Annotated in this window: 20 protein-coding genes; 13 read left to right on the top strand and 7 right to left on the bottom strand. The window is 69.2% G+C overall.

What is annotated here, in order from left to right:
* The first annotated feature begins 2 nt into the window (after positions 1–2).
* From ACGFH6_RS21060 to ACGFH6_RS21045, 4 genes are all read left to right on the top strand, one after another.
* Positions 3–1,955, top strand: a complete 1,953-nt coding sequence (locus tag ACGFH6_RS21060; RefSeq protein ID WP_393386184.1) for a biotin carboxylase N-terminal domain-containing protein — start codon at positions 3–5, stop codon at positions 1,953–1,955.
* Positions 1,952–3,109 (top strand): acyl-CoA dehydrogenase family protein, encoded by a 1,158-nt coding sequence (locus ACGFH6_RS21055; protein WP_393386182.1) that lies wholly within the window; start codon positions 1,952–1,954, stop codon positions 3,107–3,109. Before ACGFH6_RS21060 ends, ACGFH6_RS21055 begins: the two co-directional genes overlap by 4 nt.
* Positions 3,110–3,321: 212 nt before the next feature.
* Complete coding sequence (locus tag ACGFH6_RS21050; RefSeq protein ID WP_393386179.1) at positions 3,322–4,890, top strand: AMP-binding protein; 1,569 nt, start codon at positions 3,322–3,324, stop codon at positions 4,888–4,890.
* The gene (locus tag ACGFH6_RS21045; RefSeq protein WP_393386178.1) at positions 4,883–5,494 is read left to right on the top strand and encodes a TetR/AcrR family transcriptional regulator; all 612 of its coding nucleotides are present in this window, start codon (positions 4,883–4,885) and stop codon (positions 5,492–5,494) included. Before ACGFH6_RS21050 ends, ACGFH6_RS21045 begins: the two co-directional genes overlap by 8 nt.
* Here ACGFH6_RS21045 and ACGFH6_RS21040 read toward each other — a convergent pair.
* Complete coding sequence (locus tag ACGFH6_RS21040; RefSeq protein ID WP_393386176.1) at positions 5,467–6,201, bottom strand: AraC family transcriptional regulator; 735 nt, start codon at positions 6,199–6,201, stop codon at positions 5,467–5,469. The genes ACGFH6_RS21045 and ACGFH6_RS21040 overlap by 28 nt on opposite strands.
* 55 nt (positions 6,202–6,256) lie before the next feature.
* Between ACGFH6_RS21040 and ACGFH6_RS21035 the strand changes: the two genes are divergently transcribed.
* Positions 6,257–7,390, top strand: coding sequence for an MFS transporter (locus tag ACGFH6_RS21035; protein ID WP_393386173.1), 1,134 nt, complete (start codon positions 6,257–6,259; stop codon positions 7,388–7,390).
* On the opposite strand, the gene ACGFH6_RS21030 is transcribed toward ACGFH6_RS21035, so the two are convergent.
* The gene (locus ACGFH6_RS21030; protein ID WP_393386171.1) at positions 7,380–9,635 is read right to left on the bottom strand and encodes an NACHT domain-containing protein; all 2,256 of its coding nucleotides are present in this window, start codon (positions 9,633–9,635) and stop codon (positions 7,380–7,382) included. The two genes, ACGFH6_RS21035 and ACGFH6_RS21030, sit on opposite strands and share 11 nt — an antisense overlap.
* Positions 9,636–9,745: 110 nt before the next feature.
* Here ACGFH6_RS21030 and ACGFH6_RS21025 point away from each other — a divergent pair, with 110 nt between their 5' ends.
* The gene (locus ACGFH6_RS21025) at positions 9,746–11,197 is read left to right on the top strand and encodes an MDR family MFS transporter (RefSeq protein WP_393386168.1); all 1,452 of its coding nucleotides are present in this window, start codon (positions 9,746–9,748) and stop codon (positions 11,195–11,197) included.
* Here ACGFH6_RS21025 and ACGFH6_RS21020 read toward each other — a convergent pair.
* Positions 11,135–12,565, bottom strand: a complete 1,431-nt coding sequence (locus ACGFH6_RS21020) for a sulfatase (RefSeq protein ID WP_393386166.1) — start codon at positions 12,563–12,565, stop codon at positions 11,135–11,137. The two genes, ACGFH6_RS21025 and ACGFH6_RS21020, sit on opposite strands and share 63 nt — an antisense overlap.
* A 96-nt stretch (positions 12,566–12,661) precedes the next feature.
* Positions 12,662–14,104 (bottom strand): DUF1254 domain-containing protein, encoded by a 1,443-nt coding sequence (locus ACGFH6_RS21015; protein WP_393386163.1) that lies wholly within the window; start codon positions 14,102–14,104, stop codon positions 12,662–12,664.
* A 129-nt stretch (positions 14,105–14,233) separates the two neighbouring features.
* On the opposite strand from ACGFH6_RS21015, the gene ACGFH6_RS21010 reads away from it, so the two are divergent.
* The gene (locus ACGFH6_RS21010; protein WP_393386160.1) at positions 14,234–15,250 is read left to right on the top strand and encodes a GNAT family N-acetyltransferase; all 1,017 of its coding nucleotides are present in this window, start codon (positions 14,234–14,236) and stop codon (positions 15,248–15,250) included.
* Between the two features lie 589 nt (positions 15,251–15,839).
* Here the strand turns inward: ACGFH6_RS21010 and ACGFH6_RS21005 are convergent.
* On the bottom strand, positions 15,840–16,013 hold the full coding sequence (locus ACGFH6_RS21005; RefSeq protein WP_165553433.1) for a hypothetical protein: 174 nt from the start codon (positions 16,011–16,013) through the stop codon (positions 15,840–15,842).
* Positions 16,014–16,242: 229 nt separating this feature from the next.
* On the opposite strand from ACGFH6_RS21005, the gene ACGFH6_RS21000 reads away from it, so the two are divergent.
* The 4 genes from ACGFH6_RS21000 to ACGFH6_RS20985 are packed head-to-tail and all read left to right on the top strand — an operon-like array spanning position 16,243 to position 20,222.
* Entirely contained in the window at positions 16,243–17,538 is a 1,296-nt protein-coding gene (locus ACGFH6_RS21000; protein ID WP_393386158.1) for an XRE family transcriptional regulator, read from the top strand.
* An 8-nt stretch (positions 17,539–17,546) separates the two neighbouring features.
* Complete coding sequence (locus ACGFH6_RS20995) at positions 17,547–18,080, top strand: GNAT family N-acetyltransferase (protein ID WP_393386156.1); 534 nt, start codon at positions 17,547–17,549, stop codon at positions 18,078–18,080.
* A gap of 30 nt (positions 18,081–18,110) precedes the next feature.
* On the top strand, positions 18,111–19,013 hold the full coding sequence (locus ACGFH6_RS20990; RefSeq protein ID WP_393386154.1) for an oxygenase MpaB family protein: 903 nt from the start codon (positions 18,111–18,113) through the stop codon (positions 19,011–19,013).
* 9 nt (positions 19,014–19,022) lie between these two features.
* Positions 19,023–20,222: an ROK family protein gene (locus ACGFH6_RS20985; protein WP_393386153.1), complete on the top strand. Its 1,200-nt coding sequence runs from the start codon at positions 19,023–19,025 to the stop codon at positions 20,220–20,222.
* 43 nt (positions 20,223–20,265) lie between these two features.
* On the opposite strand, the gene ACGFH6_RS20980 is transcribed toward ACGFH6_RS20985, so the two are convergent.
* Positions 20,266–20,862, bottom strand: coding sequence for a ParA family protein (locus tag ACGFH6_RS20980; RefSeq protein ID WP_393386150.1), 597 nt, complete (start codon positions 20,860–20,862; stop codon positions 20,266–20,268).
* Between the two features lie 276 nt (positions 20,863–21,138).
* Here ACGFH6_RS20980 and ACGFH6_RS20975 point away from each other — a divergent pair, with 276 nt between their 5' ends.
* A complete protein-coding gene (locus ACGFH6_RS20975) occupies positions 21,139–21,672 on the top strand; it encodes an RNA polymerase sigma factor (protein WP_393386147.1) in 534 nt (177 codons plus the stop codon).
* Complete coding sequence (locus ACGFH6_RS20970; RefSeq protein WP_393386145.1) at positions 21,669–21,923, top strand: hypothetical protein; 255 nt, start codon at positions 21,669–21,671, stop codon at positions 21,921–21,923. The genes ACGFH6_RS20975 and ACGFH6_RS20970 overlap by 4 nt, the downstream gene beginning before the upstream one ends.
* Positions 21,924–21,928: 5 nt before the next feature.
* Here the strand turns inward: ACGFH6_RS20970 and ACGFH6_RS20965 are convergent, their stop codons facing one another.
* Complete coding sequence (locus tag ACGFH6_RS20965) at positions 21,929–22,804, bottom strand: NAD(P)-dependent oxidoreductase (protein WP_393386144.1); 876 nt, start codon at positions 22,802–22,804, stop codon at positions 21,929–21,931.
* Between the last annotated feature and the right edge of the window lie 24 nt (positions 22,805–22,828).

The following is a 22,828-nucleotide window of genomic DNA, read 5'->3' as shown; positions in this document are numbered from 1 at the left end:
CCATGCTGACAAGTGTTCTGGTGGCGAACCGTGGCGAGATCGCGCGGCGGATCTTCCGGACCGCGCGGTCGCTCGGTCTGTCGGCGGTCGCGGTGCACTCGAGCGCCGACGCCGCGATGCCGTTCGTCGGTGAAGCGGATGCGGCTGTGCACCTGCCGGGGAACGCGGCATCCGACACCTATCTCCGTGGTGACCTGGTGATCGAGGCCGCGTTGAAGGCGGGCGCGGATGCGGTGCATCCCGGGTACGGGTTCCTGTCGGAGAACGCCGGGTTCGCGCAGGCGGTGATCGACGCCGGGCTGACGTGGATCGGGCCACCGGTGGACGCGATCTCGTCGATGGGCTCGAAGATCGAGGCGAAGAAGCTGATGGCGGCCGCCGGGGTGCCGGTGCTCGCCGAGCTGACGCCGGCCGAGGTGTCCGCGGACGACCTGCCGGTGTTGGTGAAGGCGTCGGCCGGCGGTGGCGGGCGTGGGATGCGGGTGGTCTCGCGGCTGGCGGAGCTGCCGGGTGAGATCGAGGCCGCGTCGGCGGAAGCGCTGTCTGCCTTCGGTGACGGGACGGTGTTCTGCGAGCGGTACCTCACGGCCGGCCGGCACCTCGAGGTGCAGATCATGGCCGATCAGCACGGCACGATCTGGGCGGTCGGCGAACGCGAGTGCTCCATCCAGCGCCGCCACCAGAAGGTGATCGAGGAAGCCCCGTCGCCGTTGGTCGACCGCATCCCGTCCCTGCGAGCCGAGTTGTTCGACGCGGCCCGCAAGGCCGCCGCCGCAATCAACTATGTGGGTGCGGGCACGGTCGAATTCCTGGCGGACGAGTCCGGGGCGTTCTACTTCCTGGAAATGAACACCCGCCTCCAGGTCGAGCACCCAGTCACCGAGGAGACCACGGGACTGGACCTGGTCGAACTACAGTTCGCGGTCGCGACCGGCGCTCACCTCCCGCCCGAGCCACCCCCGACAGTCGGCCACGCGATCGAGGTCCGGCTGTACGCCGAGGACCCGGTCAACGACTGGCAACCGCAGACCGGAGTGGTCCGGCGGTTCGAGGTTTGCGGAAAGAAGTCGCCGCCTGGGGGCGAGAATGTTCCGGAAAGCGGCGGCCGGGCCGGGCTTCGGGTGGACTCCGGGGTCGAGGTTGGTTCGGAGGTTTCGCCGTACTACGACGCGATGCTGGCCAAGGTGATCGCGTCGGGCGCGGATCGGACTGCGGTGGCGCGGCGGTTGGCTGGGGAGTTGCAGCGGGCTCGGATTCATGGGGTGGGGACAAACCGGGATCTGCTGATGTGGGTTTTGCGGCATCCGGCTTTTCTTGCTGGGGAGACCGACACCGGGTTCTTCGAGCGCCACGGGATCGGCCGACCAGTGGATCCGCAGGTGGTGAAGGTGTCGGCGTTGGCGGCCGCGTTGGCGGATGCTGCTGGGCGGGTGCTGCCCGTGGCAGTGCCTGGCGGCTGGCGGAACGTGCCGTCGCAACGGCAGCGGAAGGCCTACCGCGTCGGTGATGCGACGGTGGAGGTCGGGTATCGGCTGACCCGGGACGGCTTGGTTGTCGAGGGCAACATCACGCTCGTGGACTCCACGCCGGAGCGGGTGGTGCTGGAGGTTGACGGCGTACGCCGGTCGTTCGACGTGGCGGTGTATGACGGACTCGTGTGCGTGGATTCCTCGGCGGGAAGTGTCGCGTTGACGCCGGTGGAGCGGTTCGTGGATCCGTCGCAGCAGGTCTCCGCGGGATCGTTGGTGGCGCCGATGCCGGGAACGGTGATCCGGGTCGGCGTGCAGGTGGGTGACCGGGTGAAGCAGGGACAGCCGCTGCTCTGGTTGGAGGCGATGAAGATGGAACACACCATCTCTGCCCCGGCCGACGGCGTGCTCAGTGAGCTCAGAGTCGAAGCAGGTCAACAAGTCGAGGTCGGCGCCGTACTGGCGGTCGTTGGGGAGGAAGCATGAGCTTCGTGGAATCCGAGGAACGCCGAGCGCTGCGCAAGGCGGTGGGTGAGCTCGGGAAGAAGTACGGCTACGGCTGGTTCAACCAGCAGGCTCGGACCGGTGGGCACACGACCGAGCTCTGGCTGGAGGCCGGCAAGCTCGGCTACCTCGGTGTGAACCTGCCCGAGGAGTACGGCGGCGGAGGCGGCGGGATGGCCGACCTGTCGATCGTGCTGGAGGAGCTCGGCGCGGCCGGATCCCCGCTGCTGATGATGGTCGTCTCACCATCGATCTGCGGCACCGTGATCTCCCGGTTCGGCACCGACGAGCAGAAGCAGCGCTGGCTCCCCGGCCTGGCCGACGGCACGACGATCATGGCGTTCGCGATCACCGAGCCGGACGCCGGATCGAACTCGCACCAGATCACCACCACCGCGCGCCGTACCGACGACGGCTGGTCGCTGTCCGGCCGGAAGGTCTTCATCTCCGGCCTGGACGTCGCGCAGGCGGTCCTCGTGGTCGGCCGCACCGAGGATGCCCGGACCGGCAAGCTCAAGCCGGCCCTGTTCATCGTCCCCGTCGATGCACCGGGCGTGGAGTTCCAGCAGATCGAGATGGATCTGATCAGCCCGGACAAGCAGTTCTCGCTGTTCCTGGACGACGTACGCCTGCCGCGGGAGGCGCTGGTCGGCGCCGAGGATGCCGCCCTGATGCAGCTGTTCGCCGGGCTCAACCCCGAGCGGATCATGGCGTCCGCGTTCGCGGTCGGCATCGCCCGGCACGCGCTCGACAAGGCGACCGCGTACGTCAAGGAACGCCAGGTCTGGAAGGCTCCGATCGGCGCACACCAGGGACTCGCGCACCCGCTCGCGCAGATCAAGATCGAGCTCGAGTTGGCCAGGCTGATGATGCAGAAGGCGGCCGCGCTGTACGACGCCGGGGACGACCTGGGCGCCGGCGAGGCCGCGAACATGGCGAAGTACGCGGCCGGCGAAGTCGCGGTCCGCGCGACCGACCAGGCCGTCCAGTCGCTCGGCGGAAACGGCATGACGGTGGAGTACGGCGTCGCCTCGCTGGTCGCCGCCGCACGTGCCACCCGGATCGCGCCGGTGAGCCGCGAGATGATCCTGAACTTCGTCGCCCAGCACTCGCTGGGGCTACCCAAGTCCTACTAGTGTCCGGCGTCGGAGGTCCCTTGAGTGATTGCGGTGTCCAGGTGCGTGCATCGCAAGGCGGAGAAGCGTCCTCGATGCGGAGCATCGTGGATGCTTCTCCAACGCCGCGAGGTGCGTGCCTGGGCGCCGCAAGCGCCAAGGGATCTCCGGCGCCGGGCACTTAGGTCCGACACAGTCTGATCACCCACCGGGCCAGGAGAGGATCCCCGCCGATGATCATCACGAGCCAGTTCCCACCCGTCGAGGTCCTCGACGTACCCATCCACGACGCCGTCCTCGGCCGGGCCCAGGAGTACGGCGACCGGCCGGCCATGGTCGACGGCGTCACCGGCAAGGAGCTCAGCTACGCCCAGCTGGATGCGATGACCCGCCGGGTCGCGGCCGGTCTCGCCGAGCTCGGCATCCGGCATGGCGACGTGATCGCGCTCTACAGCCCGAACACGATCCTCTACCCGGTCGTCTTCTACGGCGCCACCCGCGCCGGCGCGACCGTCACCACTGTGAACGCGCTCTACACCGCCGACGAACTGCACAAGCAGCTGGTCGACTCGAAGGCGAAGCTGCTGGTGACGATCTCGCTGTTCCTGCCGGCCGCGACCGCGGCGATCGAGGGCACCGACGTGACCGAGATCTTCGTCTGCGACAGCGCCGAGGGGTATCGCTCGGTGATGGAGCTGCTCGCGTCGACCGCACCCGAGCCGGAGGTGATGATCGATCCGGCGAACGACGTCGCCGTACTGCCGTACTCGAGCGGGACGACCGGCGTGGCGAAGGGCGTGATGCTGACGCACCGGAACATCGCCACCAACATCTCGCAGGCCGAGGTGATGATCAGGCTCGGGGAGGACGAGCGGATCATCGCGATCCTGCCGTTCTTCCACATCTACGGCCTGTCGGTGCTGATGAACCTGCCGCTGCGCCTCGGCGCGACCGTGGTCGTGCTGCCGAAGTTCGAGCTGCAACAGTTCCTGACCACGCTCGACCAGCAACGGATCACCCGGGCGTTCGTGGCTCCACCGGTCGTACTGGCGCTGGCGAAACACCCTGCGGTCGACGGCGTCGATCTGTCCGCACTGAAGCACGTGACGTCAGCGGCCGCACCACTGGACGGCGAACTGGCCGAGGCGTGCGCGAAACGGCTCGGGCTGCACGCGGTGTTACAGGCGTACGGCATGACCGAGCTGTCACCGGGTACGCATGCCGTGCCGCAGGACGACCCGGAGCCGCCGCCGGGTGCCGTCGGCAAGCTCTTCCCGTCCACCGAGATGCGACTGGTCGGTGCCGATGGCAACGATGTGGGCGACGATGAGACCGGCGAGATCTGGATCCGCGGACCGCAGGTGATGAAGGGGTACCTGGGCCGCCTGGCGGAGACCGACGCGACCGTCGACCAGGACGGCTGGCTGCACACCGGCGACATCGGCCGGATCGACGCACGCGGGTACCTGTACGTCGTCGACCGGGTGAAGGAACTGATCAAGTACCACGGCTACCAGGTGCCGCCGGCCGAGTTGGAGGCCGTGCTGCTCACCGACGACCGGATCGCGGACGCGGCGGTGATCGGCGTCCAGGCCGAAGGCAACGAGGTGCCGAAGGCGTTCGTGGTGCCGATGCCCGGTGTCGAACTGACCGCCGACGACGTGATCGACTACGTCGCCGCCCGGGTGGCGCCGTACAAGAAGATCCGGCAGGTGGAGTTCATCGACGCGGTGCCGAAGGCGGCGTCGGGCAAGATCCTGCGGCGTGAACTGCGGGCGCGGGAGGCTGCCGCCCGTGAGTGAAGCCCTCAAGGCACCCCAGCAGGACCGCAGCCGGGCCACCCGGCAGCGGTTGCTCGAGGCGGCCGTGGAGTCGCTCGCCGAGGTCGGGTACGCCGCGACGACGGTGAGCGTCGTGGCCACCCGGGCCGGGGTGTCGCGGGGTGCCGCCCAGCACCACTTCCCGACGCGGGCGGACCTGTTCGAGGCGGCGGTCGAGTACATGACCGAGATACGGCTCGCGGAGATCAAGGCGCAGGCGGCGGCGTTGCCCAGCGGCCCGGCGCGGACCGAGGCGATCGTCGGGATGCTGGCGGACGTCTACACCGGACCACTGTTCCGGGCCGCGCTGCACCTGTGGGTGGCTGCATCGACGGAGGACGCGCTGCGAAGGCAGATCGTCCGGCTGGAAGCACATGTGGGACGCCAGGCCCACCGGGCTCTGCTGGAGGTGCTGGAGGTGAGTGAACGGACTCCCGGAGTACGGGAGACCGTGCAGGGCGTGCTGGACATGGCACGCGGGCTGGGACTCGCCGACCTGCTGACGGACGACAGCGCACGCCGCAAGGGCATCGTCCGGCAGTGGAGCCGCATCCTCGATCAGGCTCTGCGCGCTCCCGGGGTGTGACCGAACGCCGCCCGGAAGGTGTCGATAAAGGCACTCGTCGACGCCCAGCCGCACTGATGCGCGACCCTGGTCACCGACTCCCCGGTCGCCAGGAGCCTGAGCGCCTGGTGCAGCCGGAGCTGCGTCCGCCATTGCGGGAAGGTCATGCCGAGGTCCGTCCGGCACAACCGGCTGAGAGTCCGCTCACTCGCCCCGACTTCCCGGCCCAGCTCGGTCAGCGTTCGGGGGTCCGCAGGATCATCACGTAGCAGGTCGCAGACGGCGGCCAGTCGTGCGTCGGTGGGCGTCGGCAGATACGTAGGACGCTGGGGCGATCGCCTCAGCTGATCAAGCAGCACCAGGTGGAGCCGCCGCCGTTCGTCCGCGTCCACCGCTTCGTCTGTCGTGTAGGTGAGGAGCAGTTCGCGAAGAAGTGGGCTCACGACGAGCGCTGATGGTGCGGCGAGGCCCAGTGGATTCTCCTCGAGTCCCACGGTGTGCAGTGCGGTCTCGCCGTACGCGCGGTGCTCGTGCAGGGTGCCGGCCGGGACCCAGATCGCTCTGGTCCCCGGGACGATCCAGCTGCCTGCGTCGGTGGTCACGGAGAGAACGCCGCGGCCGGCGTACACGATCTGGTTCCGGTCGTGCCAGTGCGCCTCGATCGCGCCGCCGGCCGGGATCGGCCGGATTCCGGTGGTCGCGGGACGGAGCTGGCGGGTTTCCGGCATAGGTTGGCATTTTATCGGAAGCCAGACAGCGGCGTCCGCGACAACGATCGACGGTGTGCTGAGACTTCGACCGATCGGGCTGATGGCGATCGGGCACGCGTGCGTGGATGTGTACCAGGGCGCCGTACCGGCGCTGGTGCCGTTCCTGGTCGCCGAGCGCGGGCTCGGGTACGTCGCGGTGTCCGGGATCACGTTGGCTGCGACGCTGCTGTCCTCGGTGGTGCAGCCAGTGTTCGGCGTACTGACCGATCGGCGGCCGCTGGCTTGGCTGATCCCGGTCGCGATGACGACGGCGGGACTCGGGATCGCACTGGTCGGCGTCGGCGACACGTACCTGCTCAGCTGGCTGGCGGCCGCGCTGTCCGGGCTCGGGGTCGCGGCCTACCATCCGGAGGCGGCACGGATGGCGCGTGCGGTGAGTGGCGGCAGCCATGTCGGGATGAGCTGGTTCTCGGTCGGCGGGAACGTCGGGTTCGCACTGGCGCCGGTGCTGGTCACGCCGATCATGGCGGCGGGTGGACTGTCGCTGACTCCGCTGCTCATCGTACCGGCGCTGGTCGGTGCGGTGATCACCAGGCTGGCTGTTCGCTCCGCACGCTTGGTTGCTGGAGGCAATCGAATGCATCGGCCCGGGAGTGACGACTGGCCGTCGTTCCTGCGGCTGTCGGCGATCATGGTGTGCCGCTCGATCGTGTTCGTCGGGCTCGGCACCTTCATCGCCCTGTACGCCGGCCAGCGGGTCGGCGGTGGAACGACGACCGGTGGGGTGGCGTTGTTCGTGCTGTTCGCGGCCGGCGCCCTCGGCACGCTGCTCGGCGGCCGGTTCGCCACCCGGTACGGGCGGGTCCGGACGATGCGGGCTTCGTACGCCGTCGCCGTGCCGGCCATCGCGGCGCTGGTGTTCGTGCCCGGTCCGGCGTTCTTCGGCTTTCTCGCGCTGACCGCGATCGCGATGTCGATCCCGTTCTCGCTGCACGTCACCCTCGGCCAGGACTTCCTCCCGGGCCGGGTCGGTACCGCGGGCGGCATGACGCTCGGTCTCGCGGTCAGCATCGGCGGAGTCGCCACCCCGGTCCTCGGCACGATCGCCGAACACACCTCCCTGCGCGTCGCGCTCAGCCCGCTGATCGCGCTGGTCCTGACCGGCTGCCTGATGGGCTTCGCGCTGAACGAACCCGCTACCGGGTAGCGGCAGCCGCCCGCTGGGCGATCCGGCGGTCGACCTTCTCGGCCAGGTGGTTGGGCGAGCACTCGGCCAGGTGGTCGCGGACAAGGAGGTGGATGAAGGAGTACTCACCGCGTCCGGTGCGGGCGAGCACGTACCGGTCGGCGGCGTACCGGAGGAAGGCGCGGCGGCGCCAGGGGAGGTACCCGGTCCAGCGGATCAGGAAGTCGTGCAGCAGGCGGGAGAGCGGTCCGGCGAACAGCGGTGGGCGACGGCGCCACGCCTTCGCGGCGACAGCGCCGGTGATCACACCGGCCACCGCTTCGAGGTCAGGGGAGGTCAGATCGGCGCCGAGTGCCACGGCCAGCAGGAATCCGGCGACTGCACCGCCCAGCACCCACAGATCCATCCACCAGCCATGTCCAGCGGGCTGCTGAACCACGTGGTCGGTCGGTAGCGACTTGACCAGCCGGATGCCTTGCGCGACGAGCAGTCCGATCGCCAGACCGGTCGCGAAACTGCCGGGCCGATCACCGATGCTGAGCGTCAACCAGCCGGCCGCGACCACCACAGCGAGCCGGACTCCCAGCAGCAACCGACGCCTGTTGCTGTGCGAGACCACTTGCTCGACGACGTACGACGCTGCGATCGCTGCCGCCTCGACACCGAGCGCCAGCCACACCGGCAGGAACTCGACCAGTCCCATCACGGCGACGATCAGGACGACCGTGCACGCCGTACTCAGGACGAGCGTGAGCGCGAGCAGTGCCGCCCGCTGCGGCTTGGGCCCTTCGGTCATGAGCGCCTGCCACGGATGCGGCTTGATGTGCACGAGCAGCAGTGCCGCTCCGGCCACGGCCAGCCCGGCCAGTACGCCGTACTGCGCGAGCGTCACGAGGATCGCACCGGCGGCGAGCCCGGCGAAGATGGCGGGCAGGCTGACCGCGTGGGCCAGGTAGTCCACCTCCGGCAGGGACAGTCCGTACCAGCCGTTGGGGATCAGCCACCGCGGTACGGCGGTGCGGTCGCCGGCGCGGCTGCGGGTCCACCACGCCAGGCACCAGAGCGAACGGACCGCCGTCCTCGCGTCGTACTGGCGACTTGTCGAGCGATGTCTGGCCAGGACCTCGCTGATGTAGGTGTCGAACAGCTCGCGGCGCAGGTCGGCGACACCGCCGGCGACGACCTCCTCCGGCACACGGCCGTGGTACGCGAGGATCATCACGTTCAGCATGAGCGGTGAGTTGACCAGGTCCCACAGTTCGTCGTCCTGCTCGATCGCTGCGCGCGCACCGTCCAGGTCCGGACCGACAGCGGCGAAGTAGTCGAGCACCTGCTGCCTGGTGAGCGGCCTGATGTGCACAGCGCCGTGCAGGCTGAGCTGGTCAGGGAGCAATTCGTAGTCCTGCGTGCGGCAGGTGATGGCGAGCCTGCCGATCAGGTAGCCGCGGCGGAGCTCTTCGAGGACCGGTGCGAGCTTGGCGCGGCTCGGTTTGGCGATCTCGTCGAGACCGTCGAGCAGGAGTGCCAGGCGACCGCGGCGCAGCCAGGTGCGGCCGACGGCGGCCGGGATGCCGTAGCGGGTGTTGAGCTCACCCAGCAGCCAACGGACGAAGCCGGCCAGGAGCGGACTGTCCTGCGGTTCGTCGTCGTCCTTCCGCGACGGCTGCGCGGTCCAGCCGGCCAGATCGATCAGGACCGGGATCGGCTTGCTCTCGTCTGCGTGGGCCTGCTCGGCGAGGGCGCGGGCGAGCTCCAGGAGCAGCGTGGTCTTGCCGGCGCCCGGTGCGCCCAGGATCAGCATCGAGTCCTGCAGTTGGTCGAACACCGTGGCGATGTCGGTGTCGTCGGAGACCGGTCGGGGCGAGCTGTCGAGTGGCTGGACCAGCAGGTCGTACGGGCGGATGACGGCTTCGGGACGCTCCTCGAGGGCCAGCGCGATGCGGGTGCGGGATGCGAGTGACCCGGCCACGCGCTGGGACAGGTAGCGGTCGACGCGAGCCAGCGCGTTCGGCCGGTTGCGCGGCTGGTCGGCGGAGCGGCCGGAGACGGTGGGCAGCCGTCGGCTGCGGACCTCGAACAGCGCGGTGACGATCGCGACCAACCAGAGCGCACCGATCACCGGCCAGGTCCAGTCCGCGTACGGCGCCAGGAAGCCGGGTGCGGTGCCACCGGTGCCGACGTTGATCGCGATCGGCAGCAGCACCAGCGTGAGCGACACGGTCACCACGAGCACGACGGCACGCAGCATCCCATCCCGAATCCTCACCCCCCGGAGCGTAGCCGCGTACTAGCCGACCGTGCCTGGCCTAGTGCGCGTCCATCTGGCGATCCGGCGCTGCGGGAATCGTTGTCCCGGCAGTTAGATTGACCTTTGTCATGACTACTGAGCGGATCGACCGGGCGAGTGTGGGGCTTCGGTCGGAGCGGGGACCGATCCTGCTCGCGGTGATGCTGAGCGTGGGACTGGTGGCGATCGACGCGACCATCCTGGCCACCGCCGTTCCGTCGGTGGTCGACGACCTCGGCGGGTTCACCCAGTTCCCCTGGCTGTTCTCGATCTACCTGCTGGCCCAGGCCGTCTCGGTGCCGATCTACGGCAAGCTCGCCGACCTGCGCGGCCGCAAGCCGATCATGCTGGTCGGCGTCGGGCTGTTCCTGCTCGGCTCGGTGCTGTGCGGGTTCGCCTGGAGCATGCCGGCGCTGATCGCGTTCCGGCTGATCCAGGGACTCGGTGCGGGCGCGATCCAGCCGATCGGGATGACGATCGTCGGCGACATCTACACGGTGGCCGAGCGGGCCAAGGTCCAGGGCTACCTCGCCAGCGTGTGGGGGATCTCGTCGTTCGTCGGCCCGACCCTCGGAGGGGTGTTCTCCGACTTCATCTCGTGGCGCTGGATCTTCTTCGTGAACATCCCGCTCGGCATCGCCGCAGCCTGGGCGCTGGTGCGTCGCTTCCACGAGAACGTCGTACCGCGGACCAGCCACCGGATCGACTACGCCGGTGCGGTGCTGCTCGCGGTCGGCGGCTCGATGCTGTTGCTCGGCCTGCTCGAGGGCGGCGTGATGTGGTCCTGGGACTCGACCGCGAGCATCGCGATCCTGGCCGGTGCGGTCGTCCTGCTGACCGCGTTCGTCGTCGTCGAGCGCCGCGCGGCCGAGCCGGTGCTCCCGCTGTGGGTGCTCGGCCGGCGCGTCCTGAACTCCGCCAACTCGGCGGCCCTTCTGATCGGCGTGCTGATGATCGGCCTGTCGACGTACGTCCCGCTCTTCGCCCAGAGCGTGCTGGGTACGTCGGCTCTGGTCGCCGGGTTCGCGTTGGCCGCGATGACGCTGGGGTGGCCGATCGCTGCCTCGGTGGCCGGGCGGATCTACCTGCGGCTCGGGTTCCGTACGACGATGCTGTTCGGAGCGTGCATCGTGGTCATCGGCGCTGGGCTGCTGCTCACGGTCGGACCCGAGAGTTCTGTGTTGCACCTGGCCGCTGCCTGCTTCGTCATCGGCATCGGACTCGGCTTCTCCGCGTCGCCGTCGGTCGTGGCGGCGCAGTCGTCGGTCGAGTGGCAGACACGTGGTGTGGTGACGGGCGCGAACATGTTCGCCCGATCGGTCGGTAGCGCGATCGGAGTGGCCGCCTTCGGCGCCGTGGCCAACGGTGTGGTCGCCGCACGTCTCGGCGACGACCACGCCGATCTCGAGACGCTGCCCGGCGACGTCCTGGCCCCGGCGATCCACGACGTCTACTACGGCGCCGCCGGAGCCGCCGTCCTACTCGTCGCTGCCGTTCTCTTCATGCCGAACCGGATCCCCGAGCAGCCCAGCCGGGTCTAGCCCGACCTCGGTGCGCCAGGTGGCGTGCAGTGCTCGGAGCCGTTGGGCGATCTCGGGCTCGTCGGTCATCCGGTTGTGCTGCTCACCCAGGTCGGCGGCGAGGTCGGTCAACTGCCAGCCGGAGCCCATCGGGGCGTGCTCGTACTGGCTGAGGTGAGCGACGGACGGGCTGTCGCTGTCGACCCAGCTGAGCTTCCAGTCGCCGGATCGGACGGCCCACTGGAAGCCGCAGTCCCAGTGCAGGGCCGTGTGAGCGCACTGGGTCTCGCCGGTGAGCACCGGCAGCAGGTCGACACCATCCGACTCGGCTTCACCACCTGCGGCAGCGACCAGGGTGGGCACGAGGTCCAGCGTGCTGACCAGTGCATCCGTCTGCTGCGTGGCCGGCAGCCGCTCGGGCCAGCGCCACAGCATCGGGACCCGGATGCCGCCTTCCCAGACCGTGTACTTCGTCCCGCGCAGTGGAGTGTTGTCGGCGAAGTTGCAGGTCGAGCCACCGTTGTCGGTGGTGTAGACGACCAGAGTGTTGTCCGCCTGACCAGTGGCGTCGAGCAGGTCGAGCAGCTTCCCGATCTCGGCGTCCATCAGTTCGAGCTGCGCCAGGTAGTACTCGCGCCCGTGAGGGAGGTTGGGCACGATGACATCGTCGTACCACTCGGTGTAGGTGCGTCCGGACTCCGGCTTCCAGTCGTTGTACTCCGGCAGGCCGCGGCGGGCGAGTTCGTCGGCGGGCAACTGCCAGCAGAAGTTGTGCACCGCGTTGAACGCGAGCATGCAGAAGTACGGGCGTTCGTCCTCGGCCTCGATGAACTCCGCGGCGCGGCGGCCGAGCTCGCTGGTCAGGAAGCCCTCATGCTCGACCGGCTCGTCACCGGACAACAGTGGCTGCACCGCCATGTACTTGGCGGCATCGGCGCCGTACTCGCTCTGGGACTGCTCGGAGTGGTGCAGGTAGTTGAGCCGGCCGAGCGACTGCCCGGCCAGGCCGTACAGCGTCTCCTCGAAGCCGTGCTGTGGTGGGCAGGCCCGGTCCCCGACGTTCTCGCCGCCGTAGTGGACCTTGCCGAAGTACCCGGTCCGGTAGCCGCGCTCCTGCAGCAGCTCAGCCAGACTCGGTACGTCGTCCGGTGCGAAGGAGGCCGAGTCGAACCACTGACCACCCCACCGCTGCTGGTACCGCCCCGAGATGATCCCCGCCCGCGACGGACTACAGATCGGCGCGGTCACGTAGGCACTCGAGCAGCTGACCCCACCGCTGGCCAGCCGATCCAGCCCCGGCGTCCGCACCGCGGAGTGCACCCCCAGCGCACTCCGATCCGCATACCCATGGTCATCCGACACGATCAGCAGAATGTTGGGCGCCGACATCACCACTCCTCGCGAAATCGCTTGTTGCGTCGCACAACACCCTACTTACGAACAAGATCGATCAAAACCGCGGTGGAGCACAGGTGATTGCCGGCCTCAGTCGACGGGCTCGAACTCGTTGAGTCTCCAGGTCTGGTCGAACCACGGCTGGAGCGGACCGTAGAGCCTGAACAGCTGGAACCAGGACTTGCCGGGGATGGTCTCCACCCAGTTCGACTCCTTGCCTTGCGGAGCGGTGGGCCCGAAGTACAGGTCGTGCGATCCGTCGGCGTTGGCCTGGAGCGTTCCGGAGTTGCTCGCCAGCGCGGGCCAGATGGTCGACGGGACCTGGAGCAGGGAGCGGGTCTGGGAGTCGTAGACGTCGACGGCCCAGAAGTTCTTCGCCGGCGGGTTGGGGTCGACGTGCAGCCGGTAGTTCCGCGAGCCGTCGAGCAGGTCTCCGTTGCTGTCGTGGACTGTGTACGCGTAGGCGGAGCCCGCTCCGACGCGGGCATGGGCCATCGCGGGAGTCACCACCGTCGCGAGGTAGTGGAACTGGGTGCGCGCATCGAGCAGGCGGGCGCCGTTGCGGAGGAACTCGTAGCTGCCGCCGACGAAGCCGTTCTTCCACGATCCGTACAGCTCGGCCTCGGGATCCCGCGGAGCGAACGCGATCGTGCGCGCCAGCCCGGCGCCGATCTCGGCCGCCCTGGAGAGAATCCCGCGCATCCGCGCGTCCGGCGCGAACGGCTGCCCGCTCACCAGCCCGATCGCCGCGAGCTGTCCGGCCCGCTCCGGGTCGAGCGCGTCCACAGGTTCCTCCTGGACGAGCTCGGCGACCTCCTCGAAGAACGAGAAGTCGTTGCCATGCACCGTGTTCATGATCTCGTCGGCGAGGTTGACGAACTGGTTGTCCTCGGGTGCGCCGGCCTGCGACAGCGGGTAGATCCGAGTCTGCTTCATCGCCGGTACTCCGCCGAGCGCACGGAGAACGACCCAGTTGGAGTACGTCGGGCAGTAGTAGCTGTAGTAGCCGTCCGGGATCTTGCCGTCGTACCCGGGTGGCAGGAACAGGTAGTTCCCGCCCAGGCCCCGGTCGGGTCCGGCGATGCCCATGTCGGCGACGTACCGGAACCAGAAGTCGTCGACGACGCACAGCGATTCCGCGGGCGCCTCGATCACCGTCGGACCCCAGGCCTTCAGATCCAGGAACGTGGTCCCGTAGGTGGTCTCGGTGTTCGGCGTCAGGAAGAGACTCTGCGAGTTGGCTCGCGGATCCGTGATCCCGATGATGCCGGGCGACGTGATCCCCGCGGACCGCAGACCTCTTCGCATCGCGACCAGCGACGCACCCGGGACGGCGTTGAGGAACACCTCGATGCCGCGCATCAGATCGAGCGCGTCGTACGCGGTCGACACCGTGGCCGGCCGAGGGAGTCCGTCGAAGAAGTCGAGCCGGCCGAACGGCGACTCCACCGTGTCAGGGGACGACAGTGACGCGATCGCCTCCTGCAACTCCTCGGTCGACAGTCCTGAATCCGCAGTACCCGCACTCGACATGTTTCGCTCCAGCCCGCAGTCGACGACCTTTGTCTCCCGACCGTCGCAGGCACTCACCCCGGCAGTCCTCACCCCGCAGAGGTGAAGCTCCGTCAACGTCAGGGCCTCCGGCCGGGCTAGGTTGCTGGTATGCGTGCAGTCGACTGTGTGGGTGCCTTGATCCGGGACGAGCAGCAGCGTGTCTACGTGCAGCGGCGTACGGCGGACCGGCGGTTGCTGCCGGGGATCTGGGACATCGTCGGCGGGCATCTGGAAGCGGGAGAGTCACCGGAGCAGGCGCTGGCGCGGGAGGTCGAGGAGGAGACCGGCTGGAAGGTCCGCGACATCCTCTGGACCGTCGCCGACTGGGAGTGGGAGTACGAGGGCCGGGTACGGCGTGAGCTCGACTACCTGATCACGGTCGACGGGGACCTGAGCCGCCCGCGACTGGAAGAGGGCAAGCACGACGCGTCGGCCTGGGTCGGGCCGGACGACCTCGAACTGCTGATGGTCGGCCGCACCGACGTCGACCGGAGGCTGCGCGACATCGTGGCGCAGGCCGTCCGCACCCGGTTCACCGAGCGCCTCCGGCTCGAACCGATGACCGCGCCGGGCGACGTCCTGCCCGGACATGCCGCGGACCTCGAGATCCTGCACGCCGATCCGTGGGTCGCCCGCTGGTTCGCCGGCACCTGGTCCGCCGAGGAGTCGCTCGAGCGAGCCACCGGGATGCACGAGGCATGGGAGCGCGACGGCGTCAGCAAGTGGATGGCCTACGACCGGACGTCCGGTGCAATGGTCGGTCGGGGCGGACTCTCGCGTCTGGGGGACTCAGAGCAGATGGCCGCGCTCGTGGGGCCCGAGTGGGCGACCGATCGGCTCGAACTCGGGTGGAGTGTGCTCACGGCGTACCGCGGCCAGGGCATCGCGACCGAGATCGGCCGGGCCGGACTGGACTTCGCGTTCCGCACACTCGGTGCGAGCTCGGTCGTCGCGTTCACCGAGCGGATCAACAGCGCGTCCCGGGCGGTGATGGAGCGGCTCGGGATGACCTACGTGGGTGAAGCCGGCTACGAAGGGCTGGTCGAGGGCTCGGCCGAGGTCCACCCGAACGCGCCGTTCGCGGTCTACATCACCGGACCCGAAGCGGACATCCAGCGGTCATAGCCGGTCGAAACCGCTCACGAACCGGGTCAACAGGTCCGCGAAGGTCTCCCGCTCCGCGTCCGTCCAGCCGGCTCGCCCGGGGTCGGTCGACGCCGAGGGCCGCGGCCACGGACGGGCTCCGCTGGCGGGTTATTTCGTGAATGGCGTCCGATAGGCCGCCAGCGATCAAACAACCCGCCATCGACTCAGCTCCGAACACCGCCCCGGCCCCAATGGAAAGGCTCCGCTGTGTGATCGCCCAGGCGCGGCGGTCACACAGCGGAGCCGGCCACCTCAGGGGGTGGCTCTCGGTGAGGTGTCAAGAGCCACCGGTGTCCTACCGCCCAGGACACTCGGCCCGGCCTGGCCCGAGGTGTCGGCCAGGAGGTGGTTTGGAACGGCTGGGCGGCGGTGATACAGGGAGCTCAACCGCCAGGCCCAGCCGGGTCGATGGGCGGTGTGGTCCGGAGCTGAGGAGTGCTCCGGACCACACCTGGGTTTCGTCCGGGACTGAGGAGTGTCTCGGACCTTCCAGAGCTGCCCCTGAGCGTGAGGAGACCCCAGGGCGCAGCGAACCGGGTCTGAGGAGGACCCGGAAGGTCACGGTGTTTCAGTCGGTGCTGTCGAGCGGGCCGAGTACGTCGTTGGTGACTCGGAGACCGGCGAAACGGCGCCGCATCGCCTGCTCGTAGCGGGCCGCCAACGGCGCCTCCGCGACGTACTGAGCGATCACGTGCTCGCCGAACCAGACCCGAACTCGGCGCCGGTGCTGTCTCGACGTCATTTCCGCGATGGTCACTACTTCTCACCCCGTAACTCTGAGCCCTTGCAACCAGTTGGACTTACTGGTTGTCATGGCAGTAATGGTGCACGAGCCCAACGTGACCGCTCTAGGACCTGGACCGGACCTTTGCCGGACCTCTTCCGGACCTCTCGCGGACATCTGGGGGACCGCACCTTGTCGTGGGGCATCAGTCGAGACAACGTCTGATCTGACGTGAACGGGAGGAACGATGGCGGGGAGGTACACGCCAAAGACGGTCCTGGCGCACCTGATCCAGCGCCGGAACCAGACCTACTCCGAGATCGTCGCCGAGTTCGTCGAGCTGGGTGGAACCATCACCGAGCGGCACCTGCGGCGCCTCGCATCGGGCGAGCGCGCGGGGACCACTCCTCAGACCCGGCGCACCCTGCAACGCATGTTCGGCAAGCCGGTCGAGGAACTCTTCTCGCCGTACGTCCCCGAGCAGGCATCCCAGGTGGTGCCGGCACCTGCCGCGAGTGGACGGATCACGACAGGTAATGAGATGGAGGTTCTCGACATGGCTGCCAGCCGAGCGAGGGCGTTTGCCCTCGCGGCCCAGTCCGGTCTCGGAAGCGAGGCCATGGAACAGGTGTACGACGACGTGCGTCACGTCGCGAAGGCCTACCCGCAGCGTCCGCTGCCAGAAATCCTCGGCCAGCTGGTCGAGACGCAGGACCTGGTCTTCGCGCTGCTGGAGAGCAGGCAACGCCCGGAACACCTGCGGCAGCTGTACTTCCTCGGTGGCGTGACCGGCGGTCTGCTGGCCAAGGCATCCCACGACCTCGGCAACCCCCATGCCGCCCTGACCCAGGCGCGGACGGCCTTCCTCTGCGCCGACAACGCCGACCACCACGGCCTGCGCGCCTGGGTGCGCGGCCTGCAGTCGCTGGTGTCCTACTGGGCCGGCAACCCCCACGACTCCGTCCGGTACGCACAGCTCGGCGCCGGGTACGCCGAGCAGGCGAACAGCACCACCAGCGTCTGGCTGCCCGTGAGCGAGGCCCGTGCCTGGGCCGCGCTGGGCAACCCGGAGGCCACTCGGGCCGCGCTCGAGCGGGCCGAAGAGGCCTGGAACACGGTGCGCAACGACGACCTCGACGACATGGGCGGCCTGTGCACCTTCGGCCGGCACCGGCAGCTGTACTACGCGGCCGACGCGCTGGCGTGGCTGCCCGGTGAAGTCGACCAGGCCACGCGGTACTCGAGCCAGGCGGTCGACGCCTACACCGACCAGAACCACCCGGAGTGGGCCTTCGGCGACGCCGCGGGCAGCCAGGCCGCGATGGCGATCAACCGGATCGCCAGTGGCGAGCTCGACGGTGCGGCCGACGCGATCGCGCCGGTGCTGGGCCTTCCGGCCGAACGCCGGATCAACGGCGTGGTGCACTCGGCCCGCCGGGTCCACCAGGCGCTGCGGCAGTCCGGGCGCGCGGACGACGCCCGGGAGCTGCAGGAGGAGATCGAGATGTTCACCCGGACCCCGATGCAGACGTTCCCCCGGTAGCCGCCCGGATGGATCCACTGATCGGCGACCTGACCACGCTGCGCGAATTCCGCCCCACCGATCTGGACGACTATCTGGCCGTCGCCGGTGACGACAGGGTGACCACCTGGATGGCCTTCGACAGCTACGACCGCGCCAAAGCGGCCGAGGCGCTGGCCGGCATCATCGAACGGTCGGCCCGGGACGACCGGCCGGATCACATGCTCGCCGTCACCCGCCGGGACGACGACCGGGTGATCGGCTTCGCCCGGCTGGCGCCCAGCGGGCCGTGGGGAGCGAAGCTCGGCTACGCCATCCACGCCGACCACTGGGGGCACGGCTACGCCACCGACGCCTCCCGGGTGATGCTGCGCTTCGCGTTCACCACCCAGGGCCGGCACCGCGTGACCGCCGCGATCGGCCCCGAGAACGAGGCCTCGATCGCTGTGGTGAAGCGTCTCGCCTTCACCTACGAAGGTCACCTCCGCGACCATGTCTTCACCAACGGCGCCTGGCGCGACTCCCTGCTCTACTCCCTCCTGGAGAACGAGTACGCCGGCTGACGGGTTGGGGCCTAGGGGGAGACTGACTGTATGGCCGCCACCACTGCTGGACCGCTGGACCCGCTGCGGGACGGGTTGGCGAAGCTGATCATGACCAAGGTGGCGGGTCCGGACCCGCGCGCCGAACGCAACCGGGTCCACAACACGCCGGGTCCCCGCTGGTTCGCCCCGGACAGCCCGATCCGGCGGGTGCACGGCGACGCCTCGATGTTCGCCGGTGGACTCCGGGCTCTGCTCCTCCAGTCGTTGCACCCGCTCGCGATGGCCGCGGTGTCGGCCCACTCCGGCTACCGCGGCGACCCGTGGGGCCGGCTGCGCCGGACCAGCTACTTCCTGGCCATCACGACGTACGGCGCGATCCCGGATGCCGAGGAGGCGATCGCGCGGGTCAAGTCCGTGCACGAGCGGGTCCGCGGGACCAGTCCGGACGGGGTGAAGTACCGCGCCTCCGATCCACACCTGCTCAAGTGGGTCCACGTGGCGGAGGTCGACAGCTTCCTTGCCGCCCACCAGCAGTACGGCGTCGCACCGCTGAACGCCGAGGAGCAGGACCTGTACGTCGAAGACGCGGCACTCGTGGCCCGCAAGCTCGGAGTCATCGACCCACCGACCACCGTGGCCGAGCTGCGGCAGACACTGACGGCGTACCAGCCGGAGCTGCGCGGCACGACCGAAGCCCGCCAGGCCGCCCGGTTCATGCTCGTGCACCCACCGGTGCCGTGGGCCGCGCGCCCGGCGTACGGCGTACTCACGGCTGCCGCGGTGGGTCTGCTGCCGTGGTGGACCCGGCTGCCGCTGCGGCTGCCGTACCTCCCGCTCGCCGAGCGGACCGTCGTACGCGCCGCCGGCAACGGCCTGACCAGGACCATCCGGTGGGCCCTCACGTCGCCAACACTGGGAGAAATCGAAGCGGCGGTAGTGACGCGCCGGTAGGTTGTTCTCGTGCCGCTGCGTCCTCATCGTCCGCTCCCCCTGGCCACGCCGGCGGGAGTCGAGGTGCTGACCAGGATTCTGACTCAGGGCCCGATCCCGCGGGTGGAGATCGCGCGCCGGACCGGACTGTCCCAGGCGGCCGTCACGAAGGCCGTCGCGCCGCTGATCGAGACCGGGTTCGTCACCGACCAGGCACCCGTGCCGGCGGAGGACAGCCAGCTCGGCATCGGCCGGCCGGTGAGCCCGCTGACCGTGGTCCGCGAGAGTGTCTCGCTGATCGGGTTGAAGGTGACCCCGACCAGCCTGATCGGCGTGACCACAGACTTCACCGCCGGGATCCTGACCGTCCGGCACAAACGGCTCGAGGACACGACGCCCGAGCGAGTGATCGACCAACTGGCCGACCTTTCCAGGGAACTGATCACCTCGCTCAAGACAGGTGAGGCGATGGCCGGACCACTGGTCGGGATCGGTGTCGCGGTGTCCGGCGACGTCGACGCTGCGCACGGGGTCGTCCGGGACTCGCCGTTCATGGGCTGGCGCGACGTGCCGGTCGCGGAGCTGATGGGTCAGCGGCTCCGGGTCCCGGTCGTGGTGACGAACGACGTACGGGCGCTGACCGTCGCCGAGCACTGGTTCGGGGTCGGCGTCGACGCCGACTCATTCGCGGTCGTGACGATCGGGTCCGGCATCGGATGCGGGCTCTACATCAACGGTGAGGTCGTGTCCGGGGCGTACGGCGTCTCCGGCGAACTCGGCCATCTACCGCTGGCCCCCGGTGACCTCGTCTGCACCTGCGGCCGGCGCGGCTGCGTGGAGACGGTCGCTTCGTCCGATGCCATCCTGGCCCGGACCCGGGAGACCACCGGGCGGGCTGACCTGGATCTGGCCGGGGCGATCAAGCTCGCGCACGAAGGCGACGAACATGCGCGCGAGGCGTTCGACCGGGCCGGCGAGGTGATCGGTGCGGCGCTGGCCGCGATGGTGAACCTGGTCGGGCCGGAGCTCGTGGTGATCGCGGGCGAGGGCGTGGCGGAGTACGACCTGTACGAGGAGCGACTGCGGCGGACTTTCGCGGAGCATGCGTTCGGCGCCGCCGGCGACTGCCGCCTGATGCTGCGCTCGCACACTTTCGACGACTGGGCGCGCGGCGCGGCCGCCACGGTGATCCGCTCCTACGTCCGCGGCGAACCGCCACTCAACCGCTGAGCCGGGCACACAGCCGCACCGTGCGCCCGGGCTCTCACGAACCTCAGGTCCTGGCCGCGGCCAGGATCTTGCGCCAGACCTTCTTGTAGGACTCCAGGCCGTCGGCGGCGAGCGGGCCGCTGGGGCCGGCCGTGATCGACACGCGCTCCGGGATCGTGCCCCAGACCGGGATGCCTTCCTCGGCGTACTGCTGCATCGCTTCCTGATAGCTCCGGGTGTACGTCCGGGCCGAGCAGATCACCAGGCCTGACGGGACGCCGTCCGGAACCAGTTCCAGGACCGCCTTGACGCGGGGCGTCTCCACTCCGCCGATCCGGGTCGGGATGACCACGATCCGGGCTCGCTCGAGGGCCTTGTTCAGCAGCCGCTCGTGCGACGGCGGCATGTCCACGATGCCGATGCCTTCGGGCGGCACTTTGTCCAGTGCCTTGTTCAGCAGCCGCTCGGTCGGAGCCTCCTCGATCTCGATCCTGTTCAGATGGTCGTCCTCGGAGGAGTCGACCCAGTCGGCGGCACTGCCTTGTGGATCGGCGTCGACCAGGGTTGCTGTGCGACGGTTGGAAGATGCCAGCGCGGCCAAGTACACCGACGTGGTTGTCTTTCCGACCCCGCCCTTCAGTGCAGCTGTCACGATGATCATGAGAGTGAACTTACCCGGTCCTGTCCGATTTCCGGCGTGTCGTCGGCGTTGCTCACCCACATCGTGATAGTTGCCCCCAGCCCATGTGAACAAGCTCAAGTGTCCTTCAGCCGCGAATCCTTTCGCCCGGGCGCTGCCTCTTACTCCTGTGCCGGCACCCTGCCGGGCAGAACCTGGAGACCGTCATGACCACCGTGAGGATCGTCGTCGCCGTCGTTGCCGCAGCGGCACTGCTCTGCACCTGTACCGTCGTCGTCCTCCGTCGCGGGCGGGCTCGTGGCTGACTCGGCCTGGCCCGACGACCGGCTGATCGTCGCCGCGCAGGACGGTGACGTCGACGCGCTCACCGCGCTGGTGACAGGCTCGAACCCGAAACGGCGCTTCGCCCGTTCCCTGTGCGCCACGCCCGAGGACGCGGAGGACGCGGCCCAGGAGGCGTTGATCATCCTGTACCGCAAGATCGGCATGCTCCGGGCTACCGGAGCCCTTGCCTCGTGGATGTTCCGCATCGTCCGCAACGAATGCCTGCGGCGCGCCCGCACGATGCTGTCGGACCAACCACTGGCCGGGGACACGGCGACGCTGTCGGCCGAGGACGAAGTACTGCAGCGACTGGAGGCGAGTGCGGTCGCCGCCGCGGTCGCCGCACTGCCCGCGGACCAACGCGGCGTACTGATCATGCGCGACGTCCAGGGCTACAGCGGACGCATGGTCGCCGACGCCCTGGGCCTCACCACAGCCGCAATGAAGTCCCGCCTGCACCGAGCCCGCTCAGCAGTGCGGCACACACTCGAGGGAGGACGACCATGAGCTTTGCCAGTACGTCGGTACCGCGGCATCTGGCCCGCGGTGCACTCGGGTTCGGCGGGCTGATCGGAGCGATCGCCCTGCTTCCCGTGACCGGACCGGTCAGCCTGCTGCTCCTGCCGCTCGGCATCCTCGCGCTGAAGGGTTGCCCGACGTGCTGGGTGATCGGACTGATCGAGACGATCTCTCGGGGCAGGTTGCAGCGCGCCTGCGGCGACGGTCGATGCACCTTGACCGCCGCCGCTCGCGAGTAGCGGACTCAGGCGGCCGGAGTGCGGACCATCTCGACCAGCGAGGCCAGACCGTCGGCGCTGTGGCCGGCTGCTACGGCGCGGGCGAACAGGGTGGCCAGTGCGCGTGGCAGTCCGGTGTCCAGACCGGCCTGTTCGAAGGCCTCGACCACGTGCTCACTGCCGATCGCCTGCATCTGCAGGTTGTTCTGGCCGCCGGGATAGACACCTGCGTCGACGGCTGCGGTCAGCAGCTGGAGAAAGCCCATCGGCCCGTCTTCGGTGAGATCGGTGAGCATCGTCGCGACGTACGGGCGCAGGTCCTCGGCCTTGATCCCCGCGGTCCCGACCAGGGCGACCGAGTGGAAGTAGCTGACCAGGGTGGTCCAGAAGACATTGAGCATCGCCTGGTAGTAGAGCATCGCCAGACCTGGGTCGTTACCCACATAGTCGACGCGGCCGAGCGCCGACAACGCCCCCTGATGCGTCTCCAGTACGTCGTGCGGACCGGCGTAGAAGGCGTATGCGCCGGGCTTGCCGATGCCCGGCGGCGGGACCATGATGCCGCCGGTGATCAGGGTGGCACCACGCTCGGCCGCCCACTCGCTTCCCGCGCGCAACCGGTCCGGGCTGTCGGAGCTGAGGTTGACCACGACCCGCCCGGACAGGTCCGCGGAGGCCAGCGATTCCTCCATTGCCGGGTAGTCGACCTGACTGACGACGACCAGGGTGCTCGCGGCGACCGCGTCGGCGGCGGTCGCCGCCTCGGTGGCCGCCAGCCCGGCCGCCTTGCCCGGCGTCCGGTTCCACACGGTGGTGGGGTGACCGGCGGCCAGGAAGACCTCGGCCATGGTCGATCCCATCGCACCGAGGCCGATCACTGTGACTGCTTCTCGAGAACTCATGGACCGATCGTGCGAAGGCTCGCT

This window comes from Kribbella sp. NPDC049227, assembly GCF_043197265.1.
Classification (GTDB): Bacteria; Actinomycetota; Actinomycetes; order Propionibacteriales; family Kribbellaceae; genus Kribbella.
The sequence above is the reverse complement of the archived record's forward strand: the minus strand, read 5'-3'. Positions and strand labels throughout refer to the sequence as shown.